Source organism: Streptomyces sp. NPDC046379, assembly GCF_055587785.1.
The window spans coordinates 47871-67332 of record NZ_JBVJFP010000004.1 but is presented as its reverse complement, the minus strand read 5'-3'; the positions used below and the strand labels follow the sequence as shown (position 1 = coordinate 67332).

General features: G+C 73.9%; 17 protein-coding genes and 2 pseudogenes. 12 read left to right on the top strand and 7 right to left on the bottom strand.

What is annotated here, in order from left to right; all coding sequences use genetic code 11:
- Positions 1 to 4: 4 nt before the first annotated feature.
- Entirely contained in the window at positions 5 to 1345 is a 1341-nt protein-coding gene (locus ACZ6KF_RS09670; RefSeq protein ID WP_469237941.1) for a PP2C family protein-serine/threonine phosphatase, read from the bottom strand.
- Positions 1346 to 1696: 351 nt separating this feature from the next.
- Here ACZ6KF_RS09670 and ACZ6KF_RS09665 point away from each other — a divergent pair, with 351 nt between their 5' ends.
- Positions 1697 to 2104, top strand: a complete 408-nt coding sequence (locus tag ACZ6KF_RS09665) for an SsgA family sporulation/cell division regulator (protein WP_356633383.1) — start codon at positions 1697 to 1699, stop codon at positions 2102 to 2104.
- A 57-nt stretch (positions 2105 to 2161) separates the two neighbouring features.
- Here the strand turns inward: ACZ6KF_RS09665 and ACZ6KF_RS09660 are convergent, their stop codons facing one another.
- Both ACZ6KF_RS09660 and ACZ6KF_RS09655 read right to left on the bottom strand, forming a co-directional pair.
- Positions 2162 to 3178, bottom strand: coding sequence for a Gfo/Idh/MocA family protein (locus ACZ6KF_RS09660; RefSeq protein ID WP_469237939.1), 1017 nt, complete (start codon positions 3176 to 3178; stop codon positions 2162 to 2164).
- A gap of 106 nt (positions 3179 to 3284) precedes the next feature.
- Positions 3285 to 5054, bottom strand: a complete 1770-nt coding sequence (locus ACZ6KF_RS09655; RefSeq protein WP_469237937.1) for an alpha/beta fold hydrolase — start codon at positions 5052 to 5054, stop codon at positions 3285 to 3287.
- A gap of 277 nt (positions 5055 to 5331) precedes the next feature.
- On the opposite strand from ACZ6KF_RS09655, the gene ACZ6KF_RS09650 reads away from it, so the two are divergent.
- Positions 5332 to 6057 (top strand): chaplin, encoded by a 726-nt coding sequence (locus tag ACZ6KF_RS09650; RefSeq protein ID WP_469237935.1) that lies wholly within the window; start codon positions 5332 to 5334, stop codon positions 6055 to 6057.
- Between the two features lie 209 nt (positions 6058 to 6266).
- On the opposite strand, the gene ACZ6KF_RS09645 is transcribed toward ACZ6KF_RS09650, so the two are convergent.
- The gene (locus tag ACZ6KF_RS09645; RefSeq protein WP_356633391.1) at positions 6267 to 6752 is read right to left on the bottom strand and encodes a nucleoside deaminase; all 486 of its coding nucleotides are present in this window, start codon (positions 6750 to 6752) and stop codon (positions 6267 to 6269) included.
- Between the two features lie 216 nt (positions 6753 to 6968).
- Between ACZ6KF_RS09645 and ACZ6KF_RS09640 the strand changes: the two genes are divergently transcribed.
- The 5 genes and pseudogenes from ACZ6KF_RS09640 to ACZ6KF_RS09620 all read left to right on the top strand — a co-directional run bounded on the left by ACZ6KF_RS09640 (position 6969) and on the right by ACZ6KF_RS09620 (position 10815).
- Positions 6969 to 7139 carry a hypothetical protein gene (locus ACZ6KF_RS09640; RefSeq protein ID WP_356633393.1) on the top strand — a complete coding sequence of 57 codons (171 nt, stop codon included), beginning with the start codon at positions 6969 to 6971 and terminating at the stop codon, positions 7137 to 7139.
- 335 nt (positions 7140 to 7474) lie between these two features.
- A pseudogene (gene ssuE / locus ACZ6KF_RS09635) lies at positions 7475 to 8028 on the top strand (NADPH-dependent FMN reductase).
- A gap of 205 nt (positions 8029 to 8233) precedes the next feature.
- Positions 8234 to 9124, top strand: a complete 891-nt coding sequence (locus tag ACZ6KF_RS09630; RefSeq protein WP_356633397.1) for a glycoside hydrolase family 19 protein — start codon at positions 8234 to 8236, stop codon at positions 9122 to 9124.
- A gap of 134 nt (positions 9125 to 9258) precedes the next feature.
- Positions 9259 to 9665: pseudogene (locus ACZ6KF_RS09625) on the top strand (VOC family protein).
- 52 nt (positions 9666 to 9717) lie between these two features.
- Positions 9718 to 10815 carry an adenosine deaminase gene (locus ACZ6KF_RS09620; RefSeq protein ID WP_356633401.1) on the top strand — a complete coding sequence of 366 codons (1098 nt, stop codon included), beginning with the start codon at positions 9718 to 9720 and terminating at the stop codon, positions 10813 to 10815.
- On the opposite strand, the gene ACZ6KF_RS09615 is transcribed toward ACZ6KF_RS09620, so the two are convergent.
- Both ACZ6KF_RS09615 and ACZ6KF_RS09610 read right to left on the bottom strand, forming a co-directional pair.
- Positions 10779 to 11294, bottom strand: a complete 516-nt coding sequence (locus ACZ6KF_RS09615; RefSeq protein WP_356633403.1) for a mycothiol transferase — start codon at positions 11292 to 11294, stop codon at positions 10779 to 10781. The genes ACZ6KF_RS09620 and ACZ6KF_RS09615 overlap by 37 nt on opposite strands.
- Positions 11295 to 11319: 25 nt before the next feature.
- A complete protein-coding gene (locus ACZ6KF_RS09610) occupies positions 11320 to 12204 on the bottom strand; it encodes a LysR family transcriptional regulator (protein ID WP_356633405.1) in 885 nt (294 codons plus the stop codon).
- A 106-nt stretch (positions 12205 to 12310) separates the two neighbouring features.
- Between ACZ6KF_RS09610 and mgrA the strand changes: the two genes are divergently transcribed.
- From mgrA to ACZ6KF_RS09585, 5 genes are all read left to right on the top strand, one after another.
- Entirely contained in the window at positions 12311 to 13303 is a 993-nt protein-coding gene (mgrA, locus tag ACZ6KF_RS09605; RefSeq protein ID WP_356633407.1) for an L-glyceraldehyde 3-phosphate reductase, read from the top strand.
- A gap of 526 nt (positions 13304 to 13829) precedes the next feature.
- Positions 13830 to 14240, top strand: a complete 411-nt coding sequence (locus tag ACZ6KF_RS09600) for a hypothetical protein (RefSeq protein WP_356633409.1) — start codon at positions 13830 to 13832, stop codon at positions 14238 to 14240.
- 46 nt (positions 14241 to 14286) lie between these two features.
- Positions 14287 to 16629, top strand: coding sequence for an FHA domain-containing protein (locus ACZ6KF_RS09595; RefSeq protein ID WP_469237932.1), 2343 nt, complete (start codon positions 14287 to 14289; stop codon positions 16627 to 16629).
- A gap of 9 nt (positions 16630 to 16638) precedes the next feature.
- The gene (locus ACZ6KF_RS09590) at positions 16639 to 17202 is read left to right on the top strand and encodes a hypothetical protein (RefSeq protein ID WP_469160030.1); all 564 of its coding nucleotides are present in this window, start codon (positions 16639 to 16641) and stop codon (positions 17200 to 17202) included.
- The gene (locus ACZ6KF_RS09585) at positions 17199 to 18194 is read left to right on the top strand and encodes a serine/threonine-protein kinase (protein ID WP_469237930.1); all 996 of its coding nucleotides are present in this window, start codon (positions 17199 to 17201) and stop codon (positions 18192 to 18194) included. Before ACZ6KF_RS09590 ends, ACZ6KF_RS09585 begins: the two co-directional genes overlap by 4 nt.
- Here the strand turns inward: ACZ6KF_RS09585 and ACZ6KF_RS09580 are convergent.
- Positions 18191 to 19456: a streptophobe family protein gene (locus ACZ6KF_RS09580; protein ID WP_469237928.1), complete on the bottom strand. Its 1266-nt coding sequence runs from the start codon at positions 19454 to 19456 to the stop codon at positions 18191 to 18193. The two genes, ACZ6KF_RS09585 and ACZ6KF_RS09580, sit on opposite strands and share 4 nt — an antisense overlap.
- Positions 19457 to 19462: the final 6 nt, after the last annotated feature.

Below are 19462 nucleotides of genomic sequence, written 5' to 3'. Positions count from 1 at the left end.
TCCCTTACGAGGTCACCCTGGCGACGAGCACACGGGCGCCGTCCGCGCGCTCCGGTCCGCCCCACTCCCGCACGACCGTCCGCAGGCAGTCCTGCGCGGTGTGCGCCTCGGCGAGGCGCGGGCCGAGGCCGAGCAGTTGGGGTCCGGCGCTCGGCGCGTCGGTGTGCAGCAATAACACATCGCCTGTTCGGAGGGTTTCCTCGGCCTCGCCGTAGGCGGCGTCGGGGCCGGCGCCGAGCGGGACGCCGTCCGGCGCGTCCAGCCGACGCCCCGTCCCGTCACGGAACAGCAGCGGGGCGGGGCCCGCGGCCTGCGCCCACACCAGGGTGCGGGTGCGCGGCAGATAGCGGCAGCAGACGGCGCGGCCCGCGGTGTCGAGGAGCCGGCCGAGCCGGGCCATCAGCTGTCCCGGCCGGCCGCCCGCCATCGCCATGCCGCGCAGGGCGCCCAGCAGCATCGCGGTGCCGGAGTCCGTCGTGGCGCCGTGCCCGGTGAGGCCGCCGACGGCGAGCAGGGTGTCGCCGCCGGGCAGTTCGAGCGCGTCGTACCAGTCGCCGTCCGGCGCGTCCGTCGCCGAGGGCAGCCTGCCGGCGGCGAGGTCAAGGCCCTTCGGGCCCGGGTGCGGGAGCCGCAGGAGGTCGTGCCACGGCGAGGACGCGGTCTCCCGCGGTTCGACCGCCGACCCGTGCCCGGTCCGCGCGCGCGGCGGGGCGGTGAGCGAGTCACGGGTCTCGCTCACCGCCTCCCGGCTGCGGCGCAGCTTGCTGACGTCCCGCAGCACGGCCCACATCGAGGCGGTGCCGCCGTCGGCTCCGAGCACGGGCTCGCCCATCATGTGCACGGTCCGTACGGCGCCGTCCGGCCGTACGATCCGGAACTCGCCGTCGATGCGCCGGGCGTCGACCAGGCAGCCCGTGACCATCGCGGTCAGCAGGGGCCGGTCCTCCTCCAGCACCAGCGACGGCAGTTCGTCCAGGGAGAGCGGGGGAGCGGACCGGTCGCGGCCGAGGATCTCGTACAGCTCGTCCGACCAGCCGGCCTCGTCGGTGAGCAGGTTCCACTCGGCGCTGCCGACGCGGCTGAGCAGCGTGCCCTGCGCGGGGACGGCGGACGGGCCGTCGCGCAGCTGCGCCAAGTGCTCGTCCAGGTCCTGAAGCTGGTGCAGGGCGAGGTCGTACAGCGCCCGCTGCCAGCGGTCCCGGGGGTCCGATCCGTCGCCGCGCGTGTCCCGCCGCACGGCGTGGACCTCGCCCTTGAGCCGCCTGGTCTGCGAGATCAGCGCTTCGACCGCGCCGCGTCCCGGCGGCGGGGCGGCGGGGTGGTCCGCGGACAGATGGGACGGCATGTCGCACTCCGAAGGAGACGGTACGGCCAAGGCGAGGAGGGACCGTTACGACTGTGGCACAGTGCGCGACGCTCTGTAAGAGGTTTGGCAACACGCGACGCGGCCGTGCTTCTGGCATATGCCACAGTCTTCACGGAGTAGTCGTATCGTACCGGGGCGGCCTGTGCGGAAAACGTCAAGTCCTGCTGCTTGTACGTGACTTGACGGACCGTTCGATGTTTCGGGGGCCTGCGTCACCTGTTCGACGGGCATGTGTTCGCCCTGGGGCAAGGCCTGGTCTTATGTGACGCAGCTCACAGATATTGCCCTCGGTGGCGCGTATGCGAAGGGCCCTTGCCGACTCCTAACAACATGACGCTCGAGCAGTACGTACTCGCCTGCCTCATCACCGCGCTGGACGAGGAGCTTCCCGTCCCCGCGACGCTCCGCTACACCTGCGCCGATCCGCTGGCCGTGCACATCGACTTCCCCGCCGAGGTGTGCCTGGGCGGCGCCGGGGTCACCTGGACCTTCGCCCGCTCCCTGCTGGAGGACGGCCTGAGCGGCCCGGCCGGCGCCGGCGACGTCCACGTCTGGCCGTGCGGCTCGGACCGCACGGTCATCGAGTTCCACTCGGGACACGGGCTCGCCCTGCTCCAGTTCGACACCGGCGCCCTGCGGGGCTTCGTACGGGCGAGCCACGCGGTGGTGGAGCCCGGCCGGGAGGACGTCGGCGAAGCCGTCGACCGCGGGCTGATCAGCCTGTTCGGCGCGGTGTGAGCGCCGGAGCCGCCCGCGTACGCGGGTCCCCGGCGCCGGCTCGCGCACAGCCGGGCGTCAGCCCGCGTAGAGCCCCGGGCGAGGGGCCAGTTCCACGGGCGTGCGGGCACCGCTGTGCAGGGCCCGTATCCCGGCCTCCGCGACCGCGGCGGCCGCGTAGCCGTCCCAGGCGCTCGGCCCGGTGACCCGCCCCCGGCGCACGGCGTCGACCCAGGCCTGCACCTCGCGGTCGTAGGCGTCCGCGAACCGCACGAGATAATCCTGCGCCACCTCCTCCCGGGCGCCGCCCTCCGCCGTGACGACCATGGCGCGGTCCTCGCCGATCCGGACGCTGCCCGCCTCGCAGACGGCCTCGCAGCGGACCTGGTAGCCGAAGCCGCAGTTGACGAAGACCTCCACGTCGACCAACGCGCCCCCCTCCGTCTCGAACAGCACGAACTGCGGGTCCAGCAGCCCCTCGGGTGCGCTCCCACAGGCCCGGGGCCGCAGCACCGTCACGGCCGTCAGCTCCTGCCCGAGCAGCCAGCGGGCCGCGTCGATCTCGTGCGACACCGAACTGCTGATCAGCATGTCGCTGGTGAACCCGGGCGGCGAGGAGACGTTGCGGTGGACGCAGTGCAGCATCAGCACACGCCCCAGCCGCCCGCCGTCGAGCAGGGACTTCAGCTGCCGGTACTCGCGGTCGTAACGCCGCATGAAGCCGATCTGCGCCAGCCGCCGGCCCAGCCGCGCCTCCGCCTCCATCACCCGCAGGGCGCCCGCCGGCTCCGGCGCCATGGGCTTCTCGCACAGCACCGGCAGAGTCCGCGCGAAGGCCGCGAGCAGGGCCTCCTCGTGCGCGGGACCGGGCGAGGCGATCAGCACCGCCCCCACGCCCGGCGCGTCCAGCGCGGCCTGCGTCTCCCCGTGCACGGTGACCCCGTCGAGCCCCGCCACGGCCGCCTTCGCCCGCTCGACGTCCGGGTCGGCCACCGCGGCCACCCTGGCACCGCTCACCACTTGGTCCAGTCGGCGTATGTGGTCGGCTCCCATGTGTCCGGCACCCAGCACCGCCACGCCCAGCAGTTCGCCCACGCCCGCCCTCCCTCGTCGCCGACCGTCCCGGCGTAGCGTAGGCGCAGGTGGCGGCGGTGTCAGCAACGCGGCGCGCCGACGGCCGTGCGGGTGGTCCCGCCGCCGTTCACTCGTCCTCCTCCGCGCCGCACGAGCCGCCGCGGTCCGGCAGGGAGCCGTAGAGCAGGAAGGCGTCGACCTTGCGCTGCACGCACTCCGACGACGCGTATCCGGTGTGCCCCTCGCCCTTGTTGTCCAGCACCACGGCCGACGGGCCGAGCCGCTTCGCGGTCTGCACGGTCCAGCGGTACGGCGTCGCCGGGTCGCCGCGGGTGCCGACGAGGAGCATCCGCGGGGTGTCGAGGTCCTTCACCTCGGTCCGGATGTAGTCGGTGCCCCTGGGGCGGCCGTAGCACATCAGCACCTGCGTGAGCCGATAGCGGCCGAAGACCGGGGAAGCCTGCTCGTACTCGGCTCGCAGCCGGCCGAGGTTCCGGGTGATCTGCGCGGCCGTGGGGCGGTCCGGGTCGTCGGCGCAGTTGATCGCCATCAGCGCCGCGGGCAGGTTGTCCAGGGGAACCTCCTCGGGATCCACCAGGGCGCCGTCACCGGGCGTGGGGGAGGGCCCGGGCCGGTCCTTCGGACGGTCCCGGGCGCGCTCCGCCGGGCGGTATCCGACCCGGCCGGGCGGGCGGTCCCCGGGCCGGCTCTCCGTCCGGTCCCCGGCGAGGCCCTCCGTGCGGTGCCCGGCCCGGTTCTCCGTTTGCTGCCCGGCCCGGTCCCGGCTCCGGTCGCCCGCCCGGCCCTTGTGCGGGAGCGCGAAGCCGCCGGTCGCGAAGGCCTCGACGTGCCGGGTGTCCCCGTCCTCGACGAGCGAGGCCAGCGCCCGCTCCAGCGAGGGCCACAGATCCTTGCTGTAGAGCGCCTGCCCGATGGCGCCCACCAGGTCCTGGCCGGTGAAGGCGCCGCTGAACGCCGTCGGCACCGGGTCCTCGTCCAGCGAGCGGACCAGCCGCAGCACCTCCTCCCGCGCCCGGCGCGCGTCCTGGCCGAACGGGCAGGCGATGTCCCGCACGCACCAGTCGATGAAGTCCTCCAGAGCCGTCTGCTGTCCGGCGGCGCTCGCCCGGCCCTGCTCGGCCAGCGGCTCGGTCAGCGTGTCCACGCCGTCGAGCACCAGCCGGCCCACCCTGTCCGGGAACTGCGCCGCGTACACGGCGCCGAGCCGGGTGCCGTAGGAGAAGCCGAGGTAGTTGAGCCGGTCGTCGCCGAGCGCCTGGCGTATGACGTCGAGGTCACGCGCCGCGTTCACCGTGCCTATGTGCGGCAGCACGGGCCCCGAGTGCCGGGCGCACCGGTCGGCCGCCTTCTCCAACTGCCGCAACACCGCCCCCGGATCGCGCAGGGCCTCGTCGGCGTCGTCGGGCACGTCAGGGCTCTCGTACGAGTCGCCGCAGCTGACCGGGGAGGACCGGCCGACGCCGCGCGGATCGAAGCCGACCACGTCGTAGTTGTCGGTCAGGCCCATGAAGTCCTCGCCGCCGTAGGCGAGTTCGGGAACGCCCGGGCCGCCGGGGCCGCCGAAGTTCAGCACCACCGAGCCCCGCTTGTCGCCGGTCGCCCGGTAGCGGGCGAGGGCCAGTTCGAGGGTGGCGCCGCCCGGCCGGCCGTAGTCGACGGGCACGGCGACCTTTCCGCACTGCAGATCCCTGGGCGCCTCCATGCCGTCGCACGCCGCCCAGGCCACCTTCTGGCGGTAGAAACGGTCCAGGGCGGGCGACGGGCCGGACGGGCCGTCGCCCGCCGCCGGCAGCCCGGCCCCCAGCAGGGCCAGACCGGCGGCCCCGGTGACCGCGCAGCGCCGGAGCGCGTGCCGCGTCGTCAGCTTGGCCAGCATCGATGCCTCCAGGGGCGCCCCGTTTGCGGACCGGTGCCCGGCGCCCTCGATCACGATAGGTCGGCCCCGCAAGCCCCGCCTCCGGGCGGCGGGCGACGCTTGCGGAGCGTGACGTGCGGCGGCGCGGTGTGGTCGCGTGCTCGACCGGCTCGACGCCCGTTCGACGCCGGGCCACTCGAAGGAGTGAAAGACCGGCCGGGCATAACCCGGATGGCCCTATCCGCGTTCTACGCCATGCGGGCGAGTGCCCGCGATGACGTCTGGAAGGCAGGGACCCATGAAACGGGCTACCCGGAACCGTGTGCTCGCCGTCGCCGTCGCCTCGGGTGCGATGGCCGCGGCATTCCCCGCACATCTCGCGCTGGCGGCGGACGGCGGCGCCTCGGCGGACGGCGCCGCCGTCGGTTCACCCGGTGCGGCCTCCGGCAACACCGTCCAGGTGCCGGTCCACGTCCCGGTGAACGTGTGCGGCAACACCGTGAGCGTGGTGGGCCTGCTCAACCCCGCCGCGGGCAACCGCTGCGTCAACGACGGCGGGGACGCCGCGGGGCGCGAGGGCGGCGCCGGCGCTCACGCGGCGGACGGCCCGGCACGGGACCGTGCGGGCGCCCCCGCCGACGGAGCCTCGGCGGACGGCCTCGCGGCCGGTTCGCCCGGCGTGCTCTCGGGCAACGCGGCACAGCTCCCGGTGGACGTCCCGGTCAACATCACCGGGAACTCGGTGAACGTCGGCGGCATCGGCAACCCGGCCGTCGGCAACGAATCCGTGAACGGCCCCGACAGTCCCGCGCGACCCGCCGAGCCGGAACCCGATCCCGAGCCGGTCGCCCCGCCCAAGACGCCCCCGGCCCCGGCGGCGCCGGAGCCGCACGCCCCGGCGCCCGAGGTCGCCCTCGCCGAGACGGGCGCCGACGCCCTGCTGCCCGCGGCCGTCGGCGCGACGGCCGCGGTCCTCGGCGGCGCCGCGCTGTTCCGCCGCTTCCGGCCCGGGGCGGCGCGCTGACGGAACGCGCCCGCCCGGTGCCGTGAGCGTGTTGCGCCCGCCATGCGGGCCCACGCCGACGCGCCCGCCCGGCACGTCGGCCGGATGCGTCCGCCCGGCACCGCGACGCCGAGGCCCACCGGACGCGAAGGCCCACCGGCAGACCTCACGAGCCGGTGGGCCTTCGTCAGGCCCGCCTGGCGCCGGGCGCGCGCGCCCCGCAGGCCGGCTCAGATGCGGCCGGCGTAGAACCGGTGGTGCAACTCCCGCACCTCCTCGACGAGTTCGGGCACCGGTCCCTCCACTACGACCCTGGGCGAGATCTCGTTGGCCGGGTACGAGCGCACCGGAGGGGCGGGCACCCCCAACTCGTCCAGCCAGTACGCGTACTGTTCGCAGGACGCCACGAACACGATCCGGCCGAGCCCGACCCAGCCGTGCGCCGCCGCGCACATCGGGCAGTGCTCACCGGACGTGTAGACGGTCGCGCCCGCCCGTTCCTCGGGCGACATGTGCTCGGCCGCCCACCGGGCCAGCTCGAACTCCGGGTGCCGGGTGCGGTCGCCGAACGCGACGACCCGGTTGTGGTCCTCGGCGCGCACCCGCCCCTCCGCGTCGGCCAGCAGCGCCCCGAACGGCTCGTCCCCGGCCTCGAACGCGTGCCGTGCGAGCTCCACGCAGCGGCGGAGATACGGCAGTTCGGCGTACTTCACCATGAGTGCGGCCTTCCCTCGGGCCTACGGCCCCGTGGCTCGAACGGTCGCGGCACAGCCTAGGGGCCGCCACCCCCGTGGCCGGGCGGCCTTCCCCCGGACGAGGGATCTCTGAATTGTCGTATTGACGGACGGGAGGTGAACATGCTCGGGCACATCCGGGGCAGGCGCATGACAGGAAAGATGCCGATTGTCCGAGAGGTGGAGGTGTCTGCCGTCATGGGTGCCAAGGTGCTGGAGCGTTTTCCTGCGGGGGCCCCGCGCGGATCGTGGCCGGCGGAGGAGTACGCGGCGCGGCGACGGGCCGAGGGCGAGCCCGCGACTGTGGTGATGGATCTGGAGTCGGACGCCTTCCTCGTGGTGGTGCGGCCGGACGACGACGGTCGGTGACGTCCCGCGATGCGAGAACCGCCGGGTGTTCCTCGACGGTTCTCGCCCGCCGCTGCCACGATCGACGGCATGACCCTGCGACCGGACCTCACGAGGCGACGCCACGTCGACCTCGCGCGCGTCTCCAGCGCCGGCCGTAGCACCGCGGCCTGATCCGATCCGCGTTCTCCCTCGCGCGCCGCAGCCGCTGCCCGGCACCGGTCGGCCGCACTCCTCCCCCTGATCGCCGCGCCCGAACCCGGCGCGGCTTCACGCCTGTTGCGGTGCGGCGCGCCACGGAAACCCGGAGCGGATCCGCCGGCGCCCCGTGAGCCGGCCGGCCGGAAAGAGGACCCATGGCCACCGTCCTGTCCGTCTCCGGCAGCCCTTCCGCCTCCTCCCGCACCGGGCTTCTCCTGCCCCACCTGGACCGGCGCCTCACCGCACAGGGCCACCGGGCCGCCCCGATCGGCGTGCGCGCCGTCCCCGCCGAGGCGCTGCTCGGTGCGGACGTGCGGCGCCCGGACATCGTGCGGGTCGCCGAACTCTTCGCCCGTGCCGACGGCGTCGTCGTCGGCACGCCCGTCCACAAGGCGTCGTACTCGGGAGTCCTCGAGGCCCTGCTCGACCTGCTCCCGCAGGACGCCCTCGCCGGCAAGACCGTGCTGCCGCTCGCCACCGGCGGCACCACCGCCCACGTCCTGGCCATCGACTACGCGCTGCGGGCCGTCCTCAACTCCATGGGCGCGGCGCACGTCGTGCAGGGCCGGTTCACCCTCACAGGGAGATCACCGTGCACGACGACGGCGCCCTCACTCTCGCGCCGCACGCCGACGAGGCGCTCGCACGGGCCGTGGACCGGTTCTCGGCCGCGCTCGGAACGAAGCCCGCGCCGCCGGCGGCGAGTTGAGCCGAGCGGGGCGGGGGCGGCCGTGTCGTCGGTGACTGGTCTACACCCTTGACTGGTACATACCAATGCGGTTGAGTGTGCCTCCACACCCCCCACCACGGCCGCCCCTCACGCCGTGGCCGGTTCGCCCGGCACGCGCGGAAGGCCGGCTCCGCCCTGCCCTCGTCCGAGGAGCGGCCGTGCCCCCGTGAAGGAGTTGATCCCCTTGTCGAGGCGCCGCATCTCCGCGGTCGTGGCCGCGATCGCCCTCTCCACCGCCGTCCCGGTCCTCGTCCCCGCCGGCACGGCGTCGGCCGCCGCCTGCTCCAGCTACCCGAACTGGGTGGCCGGCAAGGCCTACCGCACCGGCGACATCGTCCGCTACACCGACGGCAAGGCGTACATCGCCGAGCACGACAACCCGGGCTACGACCCCACCATCAGCACCTGGTACTGGGAGCCGTACGCCTGCGACACCGGCTCCGGCACGCCCGTGGGCACGTTCGTGGTCAGCGAGGCCCAGTTCAACCAGATGTTCCCGAACCGGAACGCCTTCTACACCTACCGCGGCCTGACCGCCGCGCTCAGCGCCTACCCCGGCTTCGCCACCACTGGCAGCGACACGACGAAGAAGCAGGAGGCCGCCGCCTTCCTCGCCAACGTCAGCCACGAGACCGGCGGACTGGTGCACGTCGTCGAGCAGAACACCGCCAACTACCCGCACTACTGCGACTGGGGCCGGCCGTACGGCTGTCCGGCCGGGCAGGCCGCCTACTACGGGCGCGGGCCGATCCAGCTCAGCTGGAACTTCAACTACAAGGCCGCGGGCGACGCGCTCGGCATCGACCTGCTGGGCAACCCCTGGCTGGTGCAGAACGACGCCGCCATCGCCTGGAAGACGGCCCTGTGGTACTGGAACACCCAGAGCGGCCCCGGCACCATGACCCCGCACAACGCCATGGTGAACGGCGCCGGCTTCGGCCAGACCATCCGCTCCATCAACGGCTCGATGGAGTGCGACGGCAGGAACCCGGCCCAGGTGCAGAGCCGGGTGACCAAGTACCAGCAGTTCACCCAGATCCTCGGAGTCCAGCCGGGCGGCAACCTGTACTGCTGAGGCGGGGCCGGGCGGCGGCCCCCACTGCCGAGGCCGCGGGAGCACGGGCGCGCCGGTCCCTGGGGAGGGGACTGGCGCGCCTCGCGTTTTACGTATAACCTCACCCGTCAATCAGCCCTCCCCGAAAGGCCCCGATGTCCCGCGTCGCCCTGGTGACCTGGTCGTGGACGACTACGACGAGGCGATCCGCTTCTACACCGGAGCCCTCGGATTCCGTCTCGCCGAGGACGCCCCCCGTCCCGACGGCTCCCGCTGGGTCGTCGTGGAGCCGGGCGGTGCGGCGGGCGCACCGGGCGGCGGCGGTACGGGGCTGCTGCTCGCGCGGGCCAAGGGAGAGGCCCAGCGGGCCAGGGTCGGCGACCAGACCGGCGGCCGGGTCGGCTTCTTCCTGCACACCGACGACTTCGCCCGTGACCACGCCCGGATGCTCGCCGCCGGCGTGACCTTCCTGGAGGAGCCGCGGCGCGAGCCGTACGGCACGGTCGCCGTCTTCCGTGATCTGTACGGGAACACCTGGGACCTGCTCCAGCCCGCCGGGTGACGGGCTCCCCGCCCACCCCTGTCGAACCGTCTTCGCCGAGGAACACCGCACCATGAAATCTACGCGCATAGAATCCAACGTCCTCCGCCGCCTGCCCAAGGCCGTCCTGCACGACCACCTCGACGGCGCCCTGCGCCCCGCGACGCTGATCGAGCTGGCGGCCGAGATCGGCCACGCCCTGCCGACCACCGACCCCGAAGCCCTCGCGGCCTGGTACGTCGACGCCGCCGGCTCCGGCGACCTGGTCCGCTACATCGCCACCTTCGAGCACACCCTCGCCGTGCTGCAGACCCGCGAGGGCCTGCTGCGGGCCGCCGAGGAGTACGTGCTCGACCTCGCCGCCGACGGCGTCGTCTACGGCGAGGTGCGCTACGCCCCCGAGCTGATGGTCAGCGGCGGACTGACCCTGCCCGAGGTGGTCGAGACCGTCCAGGAGGGCCTCGCGGCCGGCATGGCGAAGGCCGCCGCCGCGGGGACGCCCGTGCGGGTCCGCACCCTGCTGTGCGGGATGCGCATGTTCGACCGCACCCGGGAGATCGCCGGTCTCGCCGTCGCCCACCGCGACTCCGGCGTCGTCGGCTTCGACATCGCCGGCGCCGAGGACGGCTTCCCGCCCGCCGACCACCTCGCCGCCTTCGAGCACCTGCGCCACGAGAACGTGCCGTTCACCATCCACGCCGGCGAGGCGCACGGGCTGCCCAGCATCCACCAGGCGGTGCAGGTGTGCGGCGCCCAGCGCCTCGGGCACGGCGTGCGCATCACCGACGACATCCCCGACCTCACGGCGGGCAAGCTCGGCCGGCTCGCCGGCTGGGTGCGCGACCGGCGGATCGCGCTGGAGATGTGCCCCACGTCCAACCTGCAGACGGGCGCCGCCGCCTCGATCGCCGAGCACCCGATCACGGCCCTGAAGGACCTCGGCTTCCGCGTCACCCTCAACACCGACAACCGGCTGGTCTCCGGCACGACGATGACCCGCGAGATGTCCCTGCTGGTCGAGCAGGCGCACTGGACGCTCGAAGACCTGCGCACGGTCACCGTGAACGCCGTCAAGAGCGCGTTCATCCCGTTCGACGAGCGCAGGACGCTGATCGAGGACGTCGTCCTGCCCGGCTACGCGGACGCGTTCGGCAGCAGCCCGCGCACGTAGGCGGCCTGTCCCACGTGCTGGAGGTCGTCGGACAGGACGCTCACCAGGCGGACGCCGAGGGTGACCGGCGGGTCCCAGTTCTCGTCGACGACGCGTTCGAGGTCCTTGGCGGCGAGGCCGCGCAGGGCCCCGAGCGTCTGCTCGTGGACGGCGTCGTAGTAGCCGGTCAGCAGGTCGGGGGAGCCGACGCGCACCTTGGCGACCTTCGCCGAGGTGTGCCCGTACCCGGTGTCGTGGCGGGGCAGGCCGAGGCCGAAGCGCTTCTCCCAGCCCTGCGACAGCCACACCTGCTCCAGTGCGAAGGCGTCGGCGACATGGTCGTCCTGGACGCGGGTCAGGTGCCACACCAGCCAGGCGATCGGGTTGGCGTCCGGGCCGGGGCGGGCGGCCAGTTCGTCGGCGGTCAGGCCGTCGAGGACGGCGTGGACCTCTTCCCGGATGCGGCCGTAGCCGTCGATGAGGATGTCCTTCGCGTGCATACGTCCACCATGGCCCAGGGGCGGCTCACGCGCTCCCCGTCTCCAGCAGCTTCATCAGGGCCCGCGCCGCCGGGCTCGTCGCCTGCGGGGGCGGCAGCAGGGCGACGGTCTCGTAGACGGCGTCGCCGGCGCCCTTGAGGGGGAGCGCGGTGAGCGAGGCCCGCTTGTGCCGGAAGTGGTGGGGGACGACGGCGATGCCGAGGTTCTCGTCCAGCAGGTCGAGCAGCCCGTGCACGTCGTTCACCTCCAGCGCCACGGACCGCCGTACGCCCGCGGCGGCGAAGGCGGCGTCGGTGATCCGGCGCGGGCCCCAGTCGGGGTGGAAGTCGACGAAGACCTCGCCGCCCAGGTCCTCCGGCGTCACGGGCGCGCCCTCGGCGGCGAGCGGGTGCGCCGGATGGCACAGCACGGTCATCGCCTCGCCGGCCAGTGCCACGCTGCGCAGCTGGTCGGTGTCCTCCTCGATGCGCACGGCGAAGGCGAGGTCGAGGCGTCCGGCGGCGACCTCCTCGACCAGCGCGCCGGAGCCCGCCTGGCGCAGCCGGACCTCCACGTCCGGGTGCCGGCGGCGGAACGCGGCGAGCAGACGGGCCACGTTCACCCCGGCGATGCACTGCTCGGTGCCGAGCGCGAGGGTGCCGCGCAGCACGCCCTGCACGGCGGCCACCGCCTCGTGGGCGGAGCGGACCTGCGCCAGGACGCGCTCGGCCTCGCCCAGCAGGGCGCGGCCCGCCTCGGTGAGGGTGACCCTGCGGGTCGTGCGCACGAACAGGGCGGTGCCGAGCTCCCGCTCCAGGGAGCGGATCGAGGCGGAGAGCCCGGACTGGGACACCAGCAGCCGTTCCGCCGCGCGGGTGAAGTGCTGGTCCTCGGCCACGGCGACGAAGTGCTGAAGATGGCGCAGTTCCATGACTGAGAAGCGTAGTCGCTGAATTCCATCGCATTCTTCTGTTGGACTGCTGCCGCCGGTCGGGACACAGTGGTGTGTCTGTCGTGCCAACCTCTCTGGAGTCGCGTTGTACACCGCACACCCCGACCGCTACGCGGACATGCCCTACCGGCGCACCGGACGCAGCGGCCTGAAGCTGCCCGCGCTGTCGCTCGGTCTGTGGCACAACTTCGGGCCCGACCGGCCGGTCGAGACCCAGCGCGCCATCCTGCGCCGCGCCTTCGACCTCGGGGTCACCCACTTCGACCTGGCCAACAACTACGGCCCGCCGCCCGGCGCCGCCGAGTCCGCGCTGGGCGAGGCGCTGAAGTCCGACTTCGCGCCGTACCGCGACGAGCTGGTGATCTCCACCAAGGCCGGCTACCTGATGTGGCCCGGGCCGTACGGCGAGTGGGGCTCGCGCAAGTACCTGCTGTCCTCGCTCGACCAGAGCCTGCGGCGGATGGGTCTGGAGTACGTCGACATCTTCTACTCCCACCGGCCGGACCCCGAGACGCCGCTGGAGGAGACGATGGGGGCCCTGCACTCGGCGGTGCAGCAGGGCAAGGCGCTGTACGTGGGCGTCTCGAACTACACGCCGGAGCAGACCCGGGAGGCGGCCCGCATCCTCGCCGGGCTCGGCACCCCGCTCCTCATCCACCAGCCCCGCTACTCGATGCTCGACCGGCGCCCGGAGGAGGAGGGCCTGCTCGACGCGCTGGACGAGCTCCAGGTCGGGTCCATCGCCTACTCCCCGCTGGAGCAGGGCCTGCTCACCGCCCGCTACCTCGACGGCATCCCCGAGGACTCCCGCGCCGCGAGCGACAGCCCGTTCCTGAACTCCGACGCGGTGACCGAGGAACTGGTGGGCCGCCTGCGCGCCCTCAACGAGATCGCCGCCGCCCGCGGCCAGTCCCTGGCCCAGATGGCCCTGGCCTGGGTCCTGCGCGGCGGCCGGGTCACCTCCGCCCTGGTCGGCGCGAGCAGCGCCCGGCAGCTGGAGGACAGCGTGGCGGCGACCGCCAACCTGGATTTCGACGCGGAGGAACTGTCCGGAATCGACGCCGTCGTCAAGGCGTAAACCGCCCCGTCCGGGGGCAGCGGTGCGCCGCGTTCCCGGTGACGCAGGGCCGATCCCGCCGGGGTCGGCCCTGCGTGCTGTCACCGGCCCCGGTCGCCCGCGTCGGCCGGGCGACGAGTCCTCGCCCTCTCGGGCCGGGCGCCCAGGACGCGATCCGCGGCATTCATGACGATCGCCGCGCGGAAGTGCCGCCATTGCGTCCGCGAGCGTCGACAAACCGCCGGGATATGTCCAACATCCCTTGGCCACGGCTTTGCGGAGGGTGTTATGAATTCCGCGTGCGCCTTTCCGTTCGGTCTCCTCGCACCTTCCCGGCCGGTGATCCCGGCCGCCCGGCCAGCGATCATCACCCGTGGAATTCCGGCCAATACGCGTGGTGAATATGCCAGGAGACTGGCCAAAAAGGCGTGGTGACAGTGATTCAAGAGTGAAGATACTCAAACGCCAGGGATGCTTTTCACGGCACAGGAGCCGCACCGAATGAGGCGCCACCGGCAGGCGATCGGCGCGGCGGGGGAGGCGGAGCGTGCACGACGAATTCCTGTGCCACGTCACGGCGTACGGCACCTGCGGCGGGCAACGCATCGGGGTGCCCCTCGGCACCTACCGGGCGCCCACCCTGGCGCTCGCCCTGTGGTGGTTGCGGGACCGCGCGACCTGGATCGCCGAACGGCTCGATCCCCGGCCCGAATCCCCGGCGTACCCGCCGGGCGCACTGGTTCCGGTCGGCGCCGGCGTGACCGACGTGCCGACCGTCCTGCGCGCCTGGTGCGCCGACGTGGGCCGACAGGAACTGGTCGCCGACGAGCTGGCCGCGGGCCGTCTAGTGCGCATCGCCACCAGTGACGACACCACCGAATACGAACTGCTCGCGGAGTCCGTCGACGCCCTGCGGATGCAGCGCGCCGCCCCTGCTCTCGTCGTCCCCGTCGCCTGACCGCGATCACCCGGCACACTTCCGGGTGAATCGGTAGAATTCAGGCATGGCGGAGCGGCCTGTCGCGTCGATGGCGCCCGAACTCGTGCTGGAGACCGAGACGGGCTCCACGGTGATGGTCCCGAACCGGGACTACCACGTCGGCCGCGACCCGCTGTGCGACATCGTCCTCGACGACAGCCGTGTCTCCTGGCACCACGCCGTGCTGCGCCCGCAGGGCGGCCGCTGGACGCTCCTGGACGAGCACAGCACGAACGGCACCTACGCCGACGGCCACCGCGTCGAGCAGTGCGAGGTCCTCCCCGGCAGCGTCGTCCGCTTCGGCAACCCCAACGACGGCCCCCGCGTCGTCCTGGCAGGCCCGCCCGCCCCGCCCCCGGAGCGCCCCTCCGGCGTCTCCCACCCCGCGCTCACCCACACCTTCCGTCAGCCGACCAGCGTCCGCCCGCTGCCCACCCGCACCATCCGCATCGGCCGCGCCCCCGACAACGACCTCGTCGTGGACGACCTCGTCGTCTCCCGCCACCACGCCGAGCTGCGCGCCCACACCGACGGCGCCTACGAGATCGTCGACCTCGGCAGCCACAACGGCACCTACCTCAACGGCCTGCGGGTCGACGAGGCGGCCCCCGTCCGCCAGGGCGACATCGTCGGCGTCGGCCACTCGGACTTCTGCCTCGTCGGCGACCAGCTCCAGCAGTACGTCGACACCGGCGAGATCTCCCTCGACGTCCAGGACCTCACCGTCGCCGTGGACCGCGGCCGCAAGACCCTGCTGGACGACGTGTCCTTCCCGGTGGGGGAGAAGTGCCTGCTCGCCGTGGTCGGCCCGAGCGGCGCCGGCAAGTCGACGCTGCTGAACGCCCTGACCGGGCAGCGCCCCGCCGACCACGGCACCGTCCTCTACGACGGCCGCGACCTCTACCACGACTACGCGGAACTGCGGCAGCGCATCGGACTCGTCCCCCAGGACGACATCCTGCACGCCCAGCTCACCGTCCGCAGCGCCCTCACCTACGCCGCCGAACTGCGCTTCCCCCAGGACACCGCCAAGGCCGAGCGGCGCGCCCGGGTGGACGAGGTCATCCGCGAACTCGGCCTGGTGGAGCGCGCCGGCCAGCCCGTGCACAGCCTCTCCGGAGGCCAGCGCAAACGGGTCAGCGTCGCCCTGGAACTGCTCACCAAGCCGTCCCTGCTCTTCCTCGACGAACCCACCTCCGGCCTCGACCCCGGCATGGACCGCTCCGTGATGCACATGCTGCGCGGCCTCGCCGACGACGGCCGCACCGTCATCGTCGTCACCCACAGCGTCCTCAGCCTCGACGTCTGCGACCGGCTGCTGGTCCTCGCCCCGGGCGGCAAGGTCGCCTACTACGGACCCCCGGGCGAGGCGCTCGCGTTCTTCGGCTTCGCCCACTGGCCGGAGGCCTTCGAGGCGTTCGAGGCCGACCGGGACCGCGACTGGGCGAAGGAGTACCGCGCCTCACCGGCCCACCGGCAGTACGTCCGGGACGCCTCCGCGCAGCCCCGGCTGCCCCGTGAGGGGCCCGTGATCCTGTACCGGCCGCCCCGCCCGCGCGGCTGGGGCGCCCAACTCGGCACGCTGGTGCGCCGCTACGCCGCCGCGCTCAGCGCCGACCGCACCTTCCTCGCCGTCATGATCGCCCTGCCCTTCGTGATGGGCGCGATGGCCCGGGCCCTCGCGGGCGGTGAGCTGACCCGCAAGTCGGCCATGAACGTCCTGCTCATCCTGTGCGTCGGCGGCGTGCTCACCGGCGCCGCCAACGCTGTGCGCGAACTGGTCAAGGAACGGGTGATCTACCGGCGGGAACGGGCGGTGGGCCTGTCCAGATCGGCCTACCTGATGTCCAAGGTGGTGGTGCTCGGCACGGTCACGGTCGTGCAGGCCGTCGTGCTGACCCTCGTCGCGCTGCTCGGCGTCGACCTGGGCGTCCCCGGCGGCCGAGGGGTGCTGATGCCGCCCCTTGTCGAGATCACCGTCGCCGTCGCCCTGCTCGCGTTCACGGCGATGATGCTCGGCCTGTTCGTCTCCGCCCTCGTCCGCAAGGAAGAGGTGACGATGCCGCTGCTGGTGCTGCTCGCCATCGTCCAGGTCGTCTTCTGCGGCGCCCTGCTCTCCCTGGACGGCGTGCCCGGGCTGACCCAGCTGTCCTGGCTCGTGCCCTCGCGGTGGGCGTTCGCCGCGATGGCCGGCACCGTCGACCTGGCCCGCATCTCGCCCGGAGAGCTGAGCAGCGACCCGCTCTTCGCCCACGCGTCCGGCACCTGGCTGGTGAACGTCGGCATGCTCCTCGTCCTCTCCCTGGCGCTGGGCTTCCTGGTGGCGCGGCTCCTGCGCCGACGCGAGCCCGTCGTGATGCGGAAGTAGGCGCAGGCCATGGCGACCCCCGGCTTCCGGCCCACGCACGTCGTCCCCAGGGACGGCGTGCCCGCCTGGGAGAGCCCGGACCCCGACCGGCCCACCGTGCCGCTCGACCCCCTGCTGCCCGTCCGGCTCGTCGAACGGCTCGGCGACTGGGGCCGCGTCCTGTGCGCCAACGGCTGGTCCGCCTGGGTCGACGCCCGCCGCCTGATCACCGTGCCCGACGACCCGCCCACCACGGGCGCCCGGCTCACCGGGACCGCGGACCCGCGCCCCCTGCTGGCCCGCGCCGAGCAGGCCCTGGCCGGCTACCGGGCCGCCGTGCGGGACCTCATGAGCGGCGGCCTCGACGGCGAGTCCTTCCGCGCCCGCACCCAAGGCGAGCGGATCGGCGTCGTCGTCGACGGGGAATCCGTCTGGCTGTACGACGCCGAGACCGGGCAGTGGGCGCACTGCGACGGGGCACGGCTGGCCGCCCTCGCCGTGGACGAGCCGCCGCGCGCCGACCGGCCGCCGGCCGGCGCCACCGTGCCCGACCATCCGCCGACGCGGGTCGTGACGCCCGAGGGCGAGCGGTGACGGCGGCCGACGCGGGACCGTTCTCCGGCCGGGCCTCCGGGCCGATCGGCCGGCAGGTGGCCGGGTACCGCATCGAGGGCGAGCTGGGCCGCGGCGGCATGGCCGTCGTGTACCGGGCGCGGGACCTGCGCCTGGACCGCACGGTCGCGCTCAAGCTGCTCGCCCCGGAACTCGCCCGCAACGACACCTTCCGGCGGCGTTTCACCCACGAGTCCCGGGTGGCCGCCCAGATCGACCACCCGCACATCGTGCCGGTCTTCGAGGCCGGCGAGACCGACGGCATCCTCTACATCGCCATGCGCCACGTCGCCGGCAGCGACCTGCGCCACCTCCTCGACCGGCGGGGCCCGCTGCCCGCCGCGACCGCCGTGCGCATCGCCGGACAGGTGGCCTCCGCGCTGGACGCCGCCCACGAGCACGGCCTGGTCCACCGGGACGTCAAGCCCGGCAACATCCTGGTCGCCCGCGGCACCGACAGCGACCACCCCGAGCACGTCTACCTCACCGACTTCGGGCTGACCAAGAAGTCCCTGTCGCTGACCGGCTTCACCCAGGTCGGCCAGTTCGTCGGCACCCTCGACTACGTCGCGCCCGAGCAGATCTCCGGGCGGCCCGTCGACAGCCGCTGCGACGTCTACGGGCTCGCCTGCGTCGTCCACGAGTGCCTGACCGGGCATCCGCCGTTCCGCCGCGACGACGACATGGCCCTGCTCTGGGCCCACCAGTACGACGAGCCGCCGCCCCCGACCGGGGCCCGCCCCGACCTGCCCGCCGCCGTCGACGCCGTCTTCGCCCGGGCGCTCGCCAAGACCCCCGACGACCGCCACGACTCCTGCCTCGCCTTCGTCGCCGACCTGCGCACCGCCCTCGCCGGCGCCCAAGACGCCGGCCACCCGACGACGAAGGTGGACCGGGACGCCGTACGCCCGCACGGCCCGGAGCCGAAACCGCCGCCCTCCTGGGCCGCGCCGGTCTTCGGACGGCCCGGTTAGCGGGCCTGCCCCCGCCGCCGCATCCGCGCCGCGAGCAGCCCGCCGACGAGACCGGCCGCCCCACCCCACAACAGCGCCAGTCCCAGCGCCGACCACAGGCGCGGGCGCAGGAACAGCTCCCCGTCCAGAGCGCCGCCCAGATCGCCGATGCCCAGCACGGACAGGCCGTACGACGCCGAGACCCGGCCGATCAGGCAGATCATCAAGGCCGTCAGCGCCAGTGCGACGGCCAGGCGCACCGCGTGCTGCCACACCCGCGTCCGGGCCGGCGACCGCGCCGCCATCACGAACGCGGCTCCCACGACCAGCACCACGTCGGCCACCACCAGCCACCACACCCGCCCGTCGTGCTCCGCGAGCGTCCCCACGTTCAGCGCGGCGACCTCGGGGCCGCGCAGCACCTCGTCCAGGACCGGCGGCATCGGCAGCCCGAACGGCCCCTCCACCCGGCCGTCCCAGGTGGCGCCCAGGCCCAGCGTCAGCGCCAGCCAGACGAGGTTGGGCAGCCCCAGCAGGATCACCGCGAACGTCTCGGCCGGGTGATCGCGCGTCGCCGCCACGAACAGGCCGGCCACCAGCCCCAGCACCACCTGCGCCAGCAGCAGCGCCACCATGGCGTACGCGGCCGGGCGCACCGACTCCTGGAACCGCAGCAGCCGCCCCGGCAGCGGCGCCCCGCGCGCCACGATCAGCGCCAGCAGCAGCACGCCCGCCAGCCACAGCAGCCCGAACAGCAGGCTCAGCGGCACGTCCGCGGCGAAGCCGACCCGCGGGGCGACCCCCAGCAGGTCGCCGATGTCGGCGATCGTGCCCTCGCCGAGGGACACCTCGAACGTCTGCCGGGCGGCGAGACCGAGGCCCAGCACGGCCAGGAGCCACAGCGCGGCGATCCGCCCCGCCCAGCCGGCCAGCTCGCGCCCGCCCGCCACCGCCCGGTGCCGCAGCGGACGCAGAAAGCCCGCCGCGATCACCAGCGCCCCGACGAGCGTCACGGACAGCGGGACGGCCGTCAGCTCCGCCTCCGTCTCGGCCAGCCCTCCGGCGTCGCCGGTCATCTCCACGGCGCCGCCGACGGCGGTCACCAGCGTCGCGGCGGTCACCCGCCACAGCGCCCCGTCGGGCAGGTCCGCCGCCCCGGCCGCCCACAGCCCCAGCACGGCGACGACCCCCATGGCGAGCAGTCCCGCCAGCACGACGGCGAGGGCCCGGGACCAGCCATGACGGGCGGCGACGGCCCGGTCGGAGGGGGTTCGCACGCTCACGCCTGC

What these genes read in the sequence shown, in the direction of transcription:
- ACZ6KF_RS09650 (WP_469237935.1), top strand. Translation starts at nt 5,332, where the DNA reads ATGAAACGGGCTACCCGGAACCGTGTGCTCGCCGTCGCCGTCGCCTCG.
- ACZ6KF_RS09615 (WP_356633403.1), bottom strand. Translation starts at nt 11,294, where the DNA reads ATGCACGCGAAGGACATCCTCATCGACGGCTACGGCCGCATCCGGGAA.
- ACZ6KF_RS09645 (WP_356633391.1), bottom strand. Translation starts at nt 6,752, where the DNA reads ATGGTGAAGTACGCCGAACTGCCGTATCTCCGCCGCTGCGTGGAGCTC.
- ACZ6KF_RS09595 (WP_469237932.1), top strand. Translation starts at nt 14,287, where the DNA reads ATGGCGGAGCGGCCTGTCGCGTCGATGGCGCCCGAACTCGTGCTGGAG.
- ACZ6KF_RS09610 (WP_356633405.1), bottom strand. Translation starts at nt 12,204, where the DNA reads ATGGAACTGCGCCATCTTCAGCACTTCGTCGCCGTGGCCGAGGACCAG.
- ACZ6KF_RS09670 (WP_469237941.1), bottom strand. Translation starts at nt 1,345, where the DNA reads ATGCCGTCCCATCTGTCCGCGGACCACCCCGCCGCCCCGCCGCCGGGA.
- ACZ6KF_RS09655 (WP_469237937.1), bottom strand. Translation starts at nt 5,054, where the DNA reads ATGCTGGCCAAGCTGACGACGCGGCACGCGCTCCGGCGCTGCGCGGTC.
- ACZ6KF_RS09620 (WP_356633401.1), top strand. Translation starts at nt 9,718, where the DNA reads ATGAAATCTACGCGCATAGAATCCAACGTCCTCCGCCGCCTGCCCAAG.
- ACZ6KF_RS09665 (WP_356633383.1), top strand. Translation starts at nt 1,697, where the DNA reads ATGACGCTCGAGCAGTACGTACTCGCCTGCCTCATCACCGCGCTGGAC.
- ACZ6KF_RS09640 (WP_356633393.1), top strand. Translation starts at nt 6,969, where the DNA reads ATGGGTGCCAAGGTGCTGGAGCGTTTTCCTGCGGGGGCCCCGCGCGGA.
- ACZ6KF_RS09590 (WP_469160030.1), top strand. Translation starts at nt 16,639, where the DNA reads ATGGCGACCCCCGGCTTCCGGCCCACGCACGTCGTCCCCAGGGACGGC.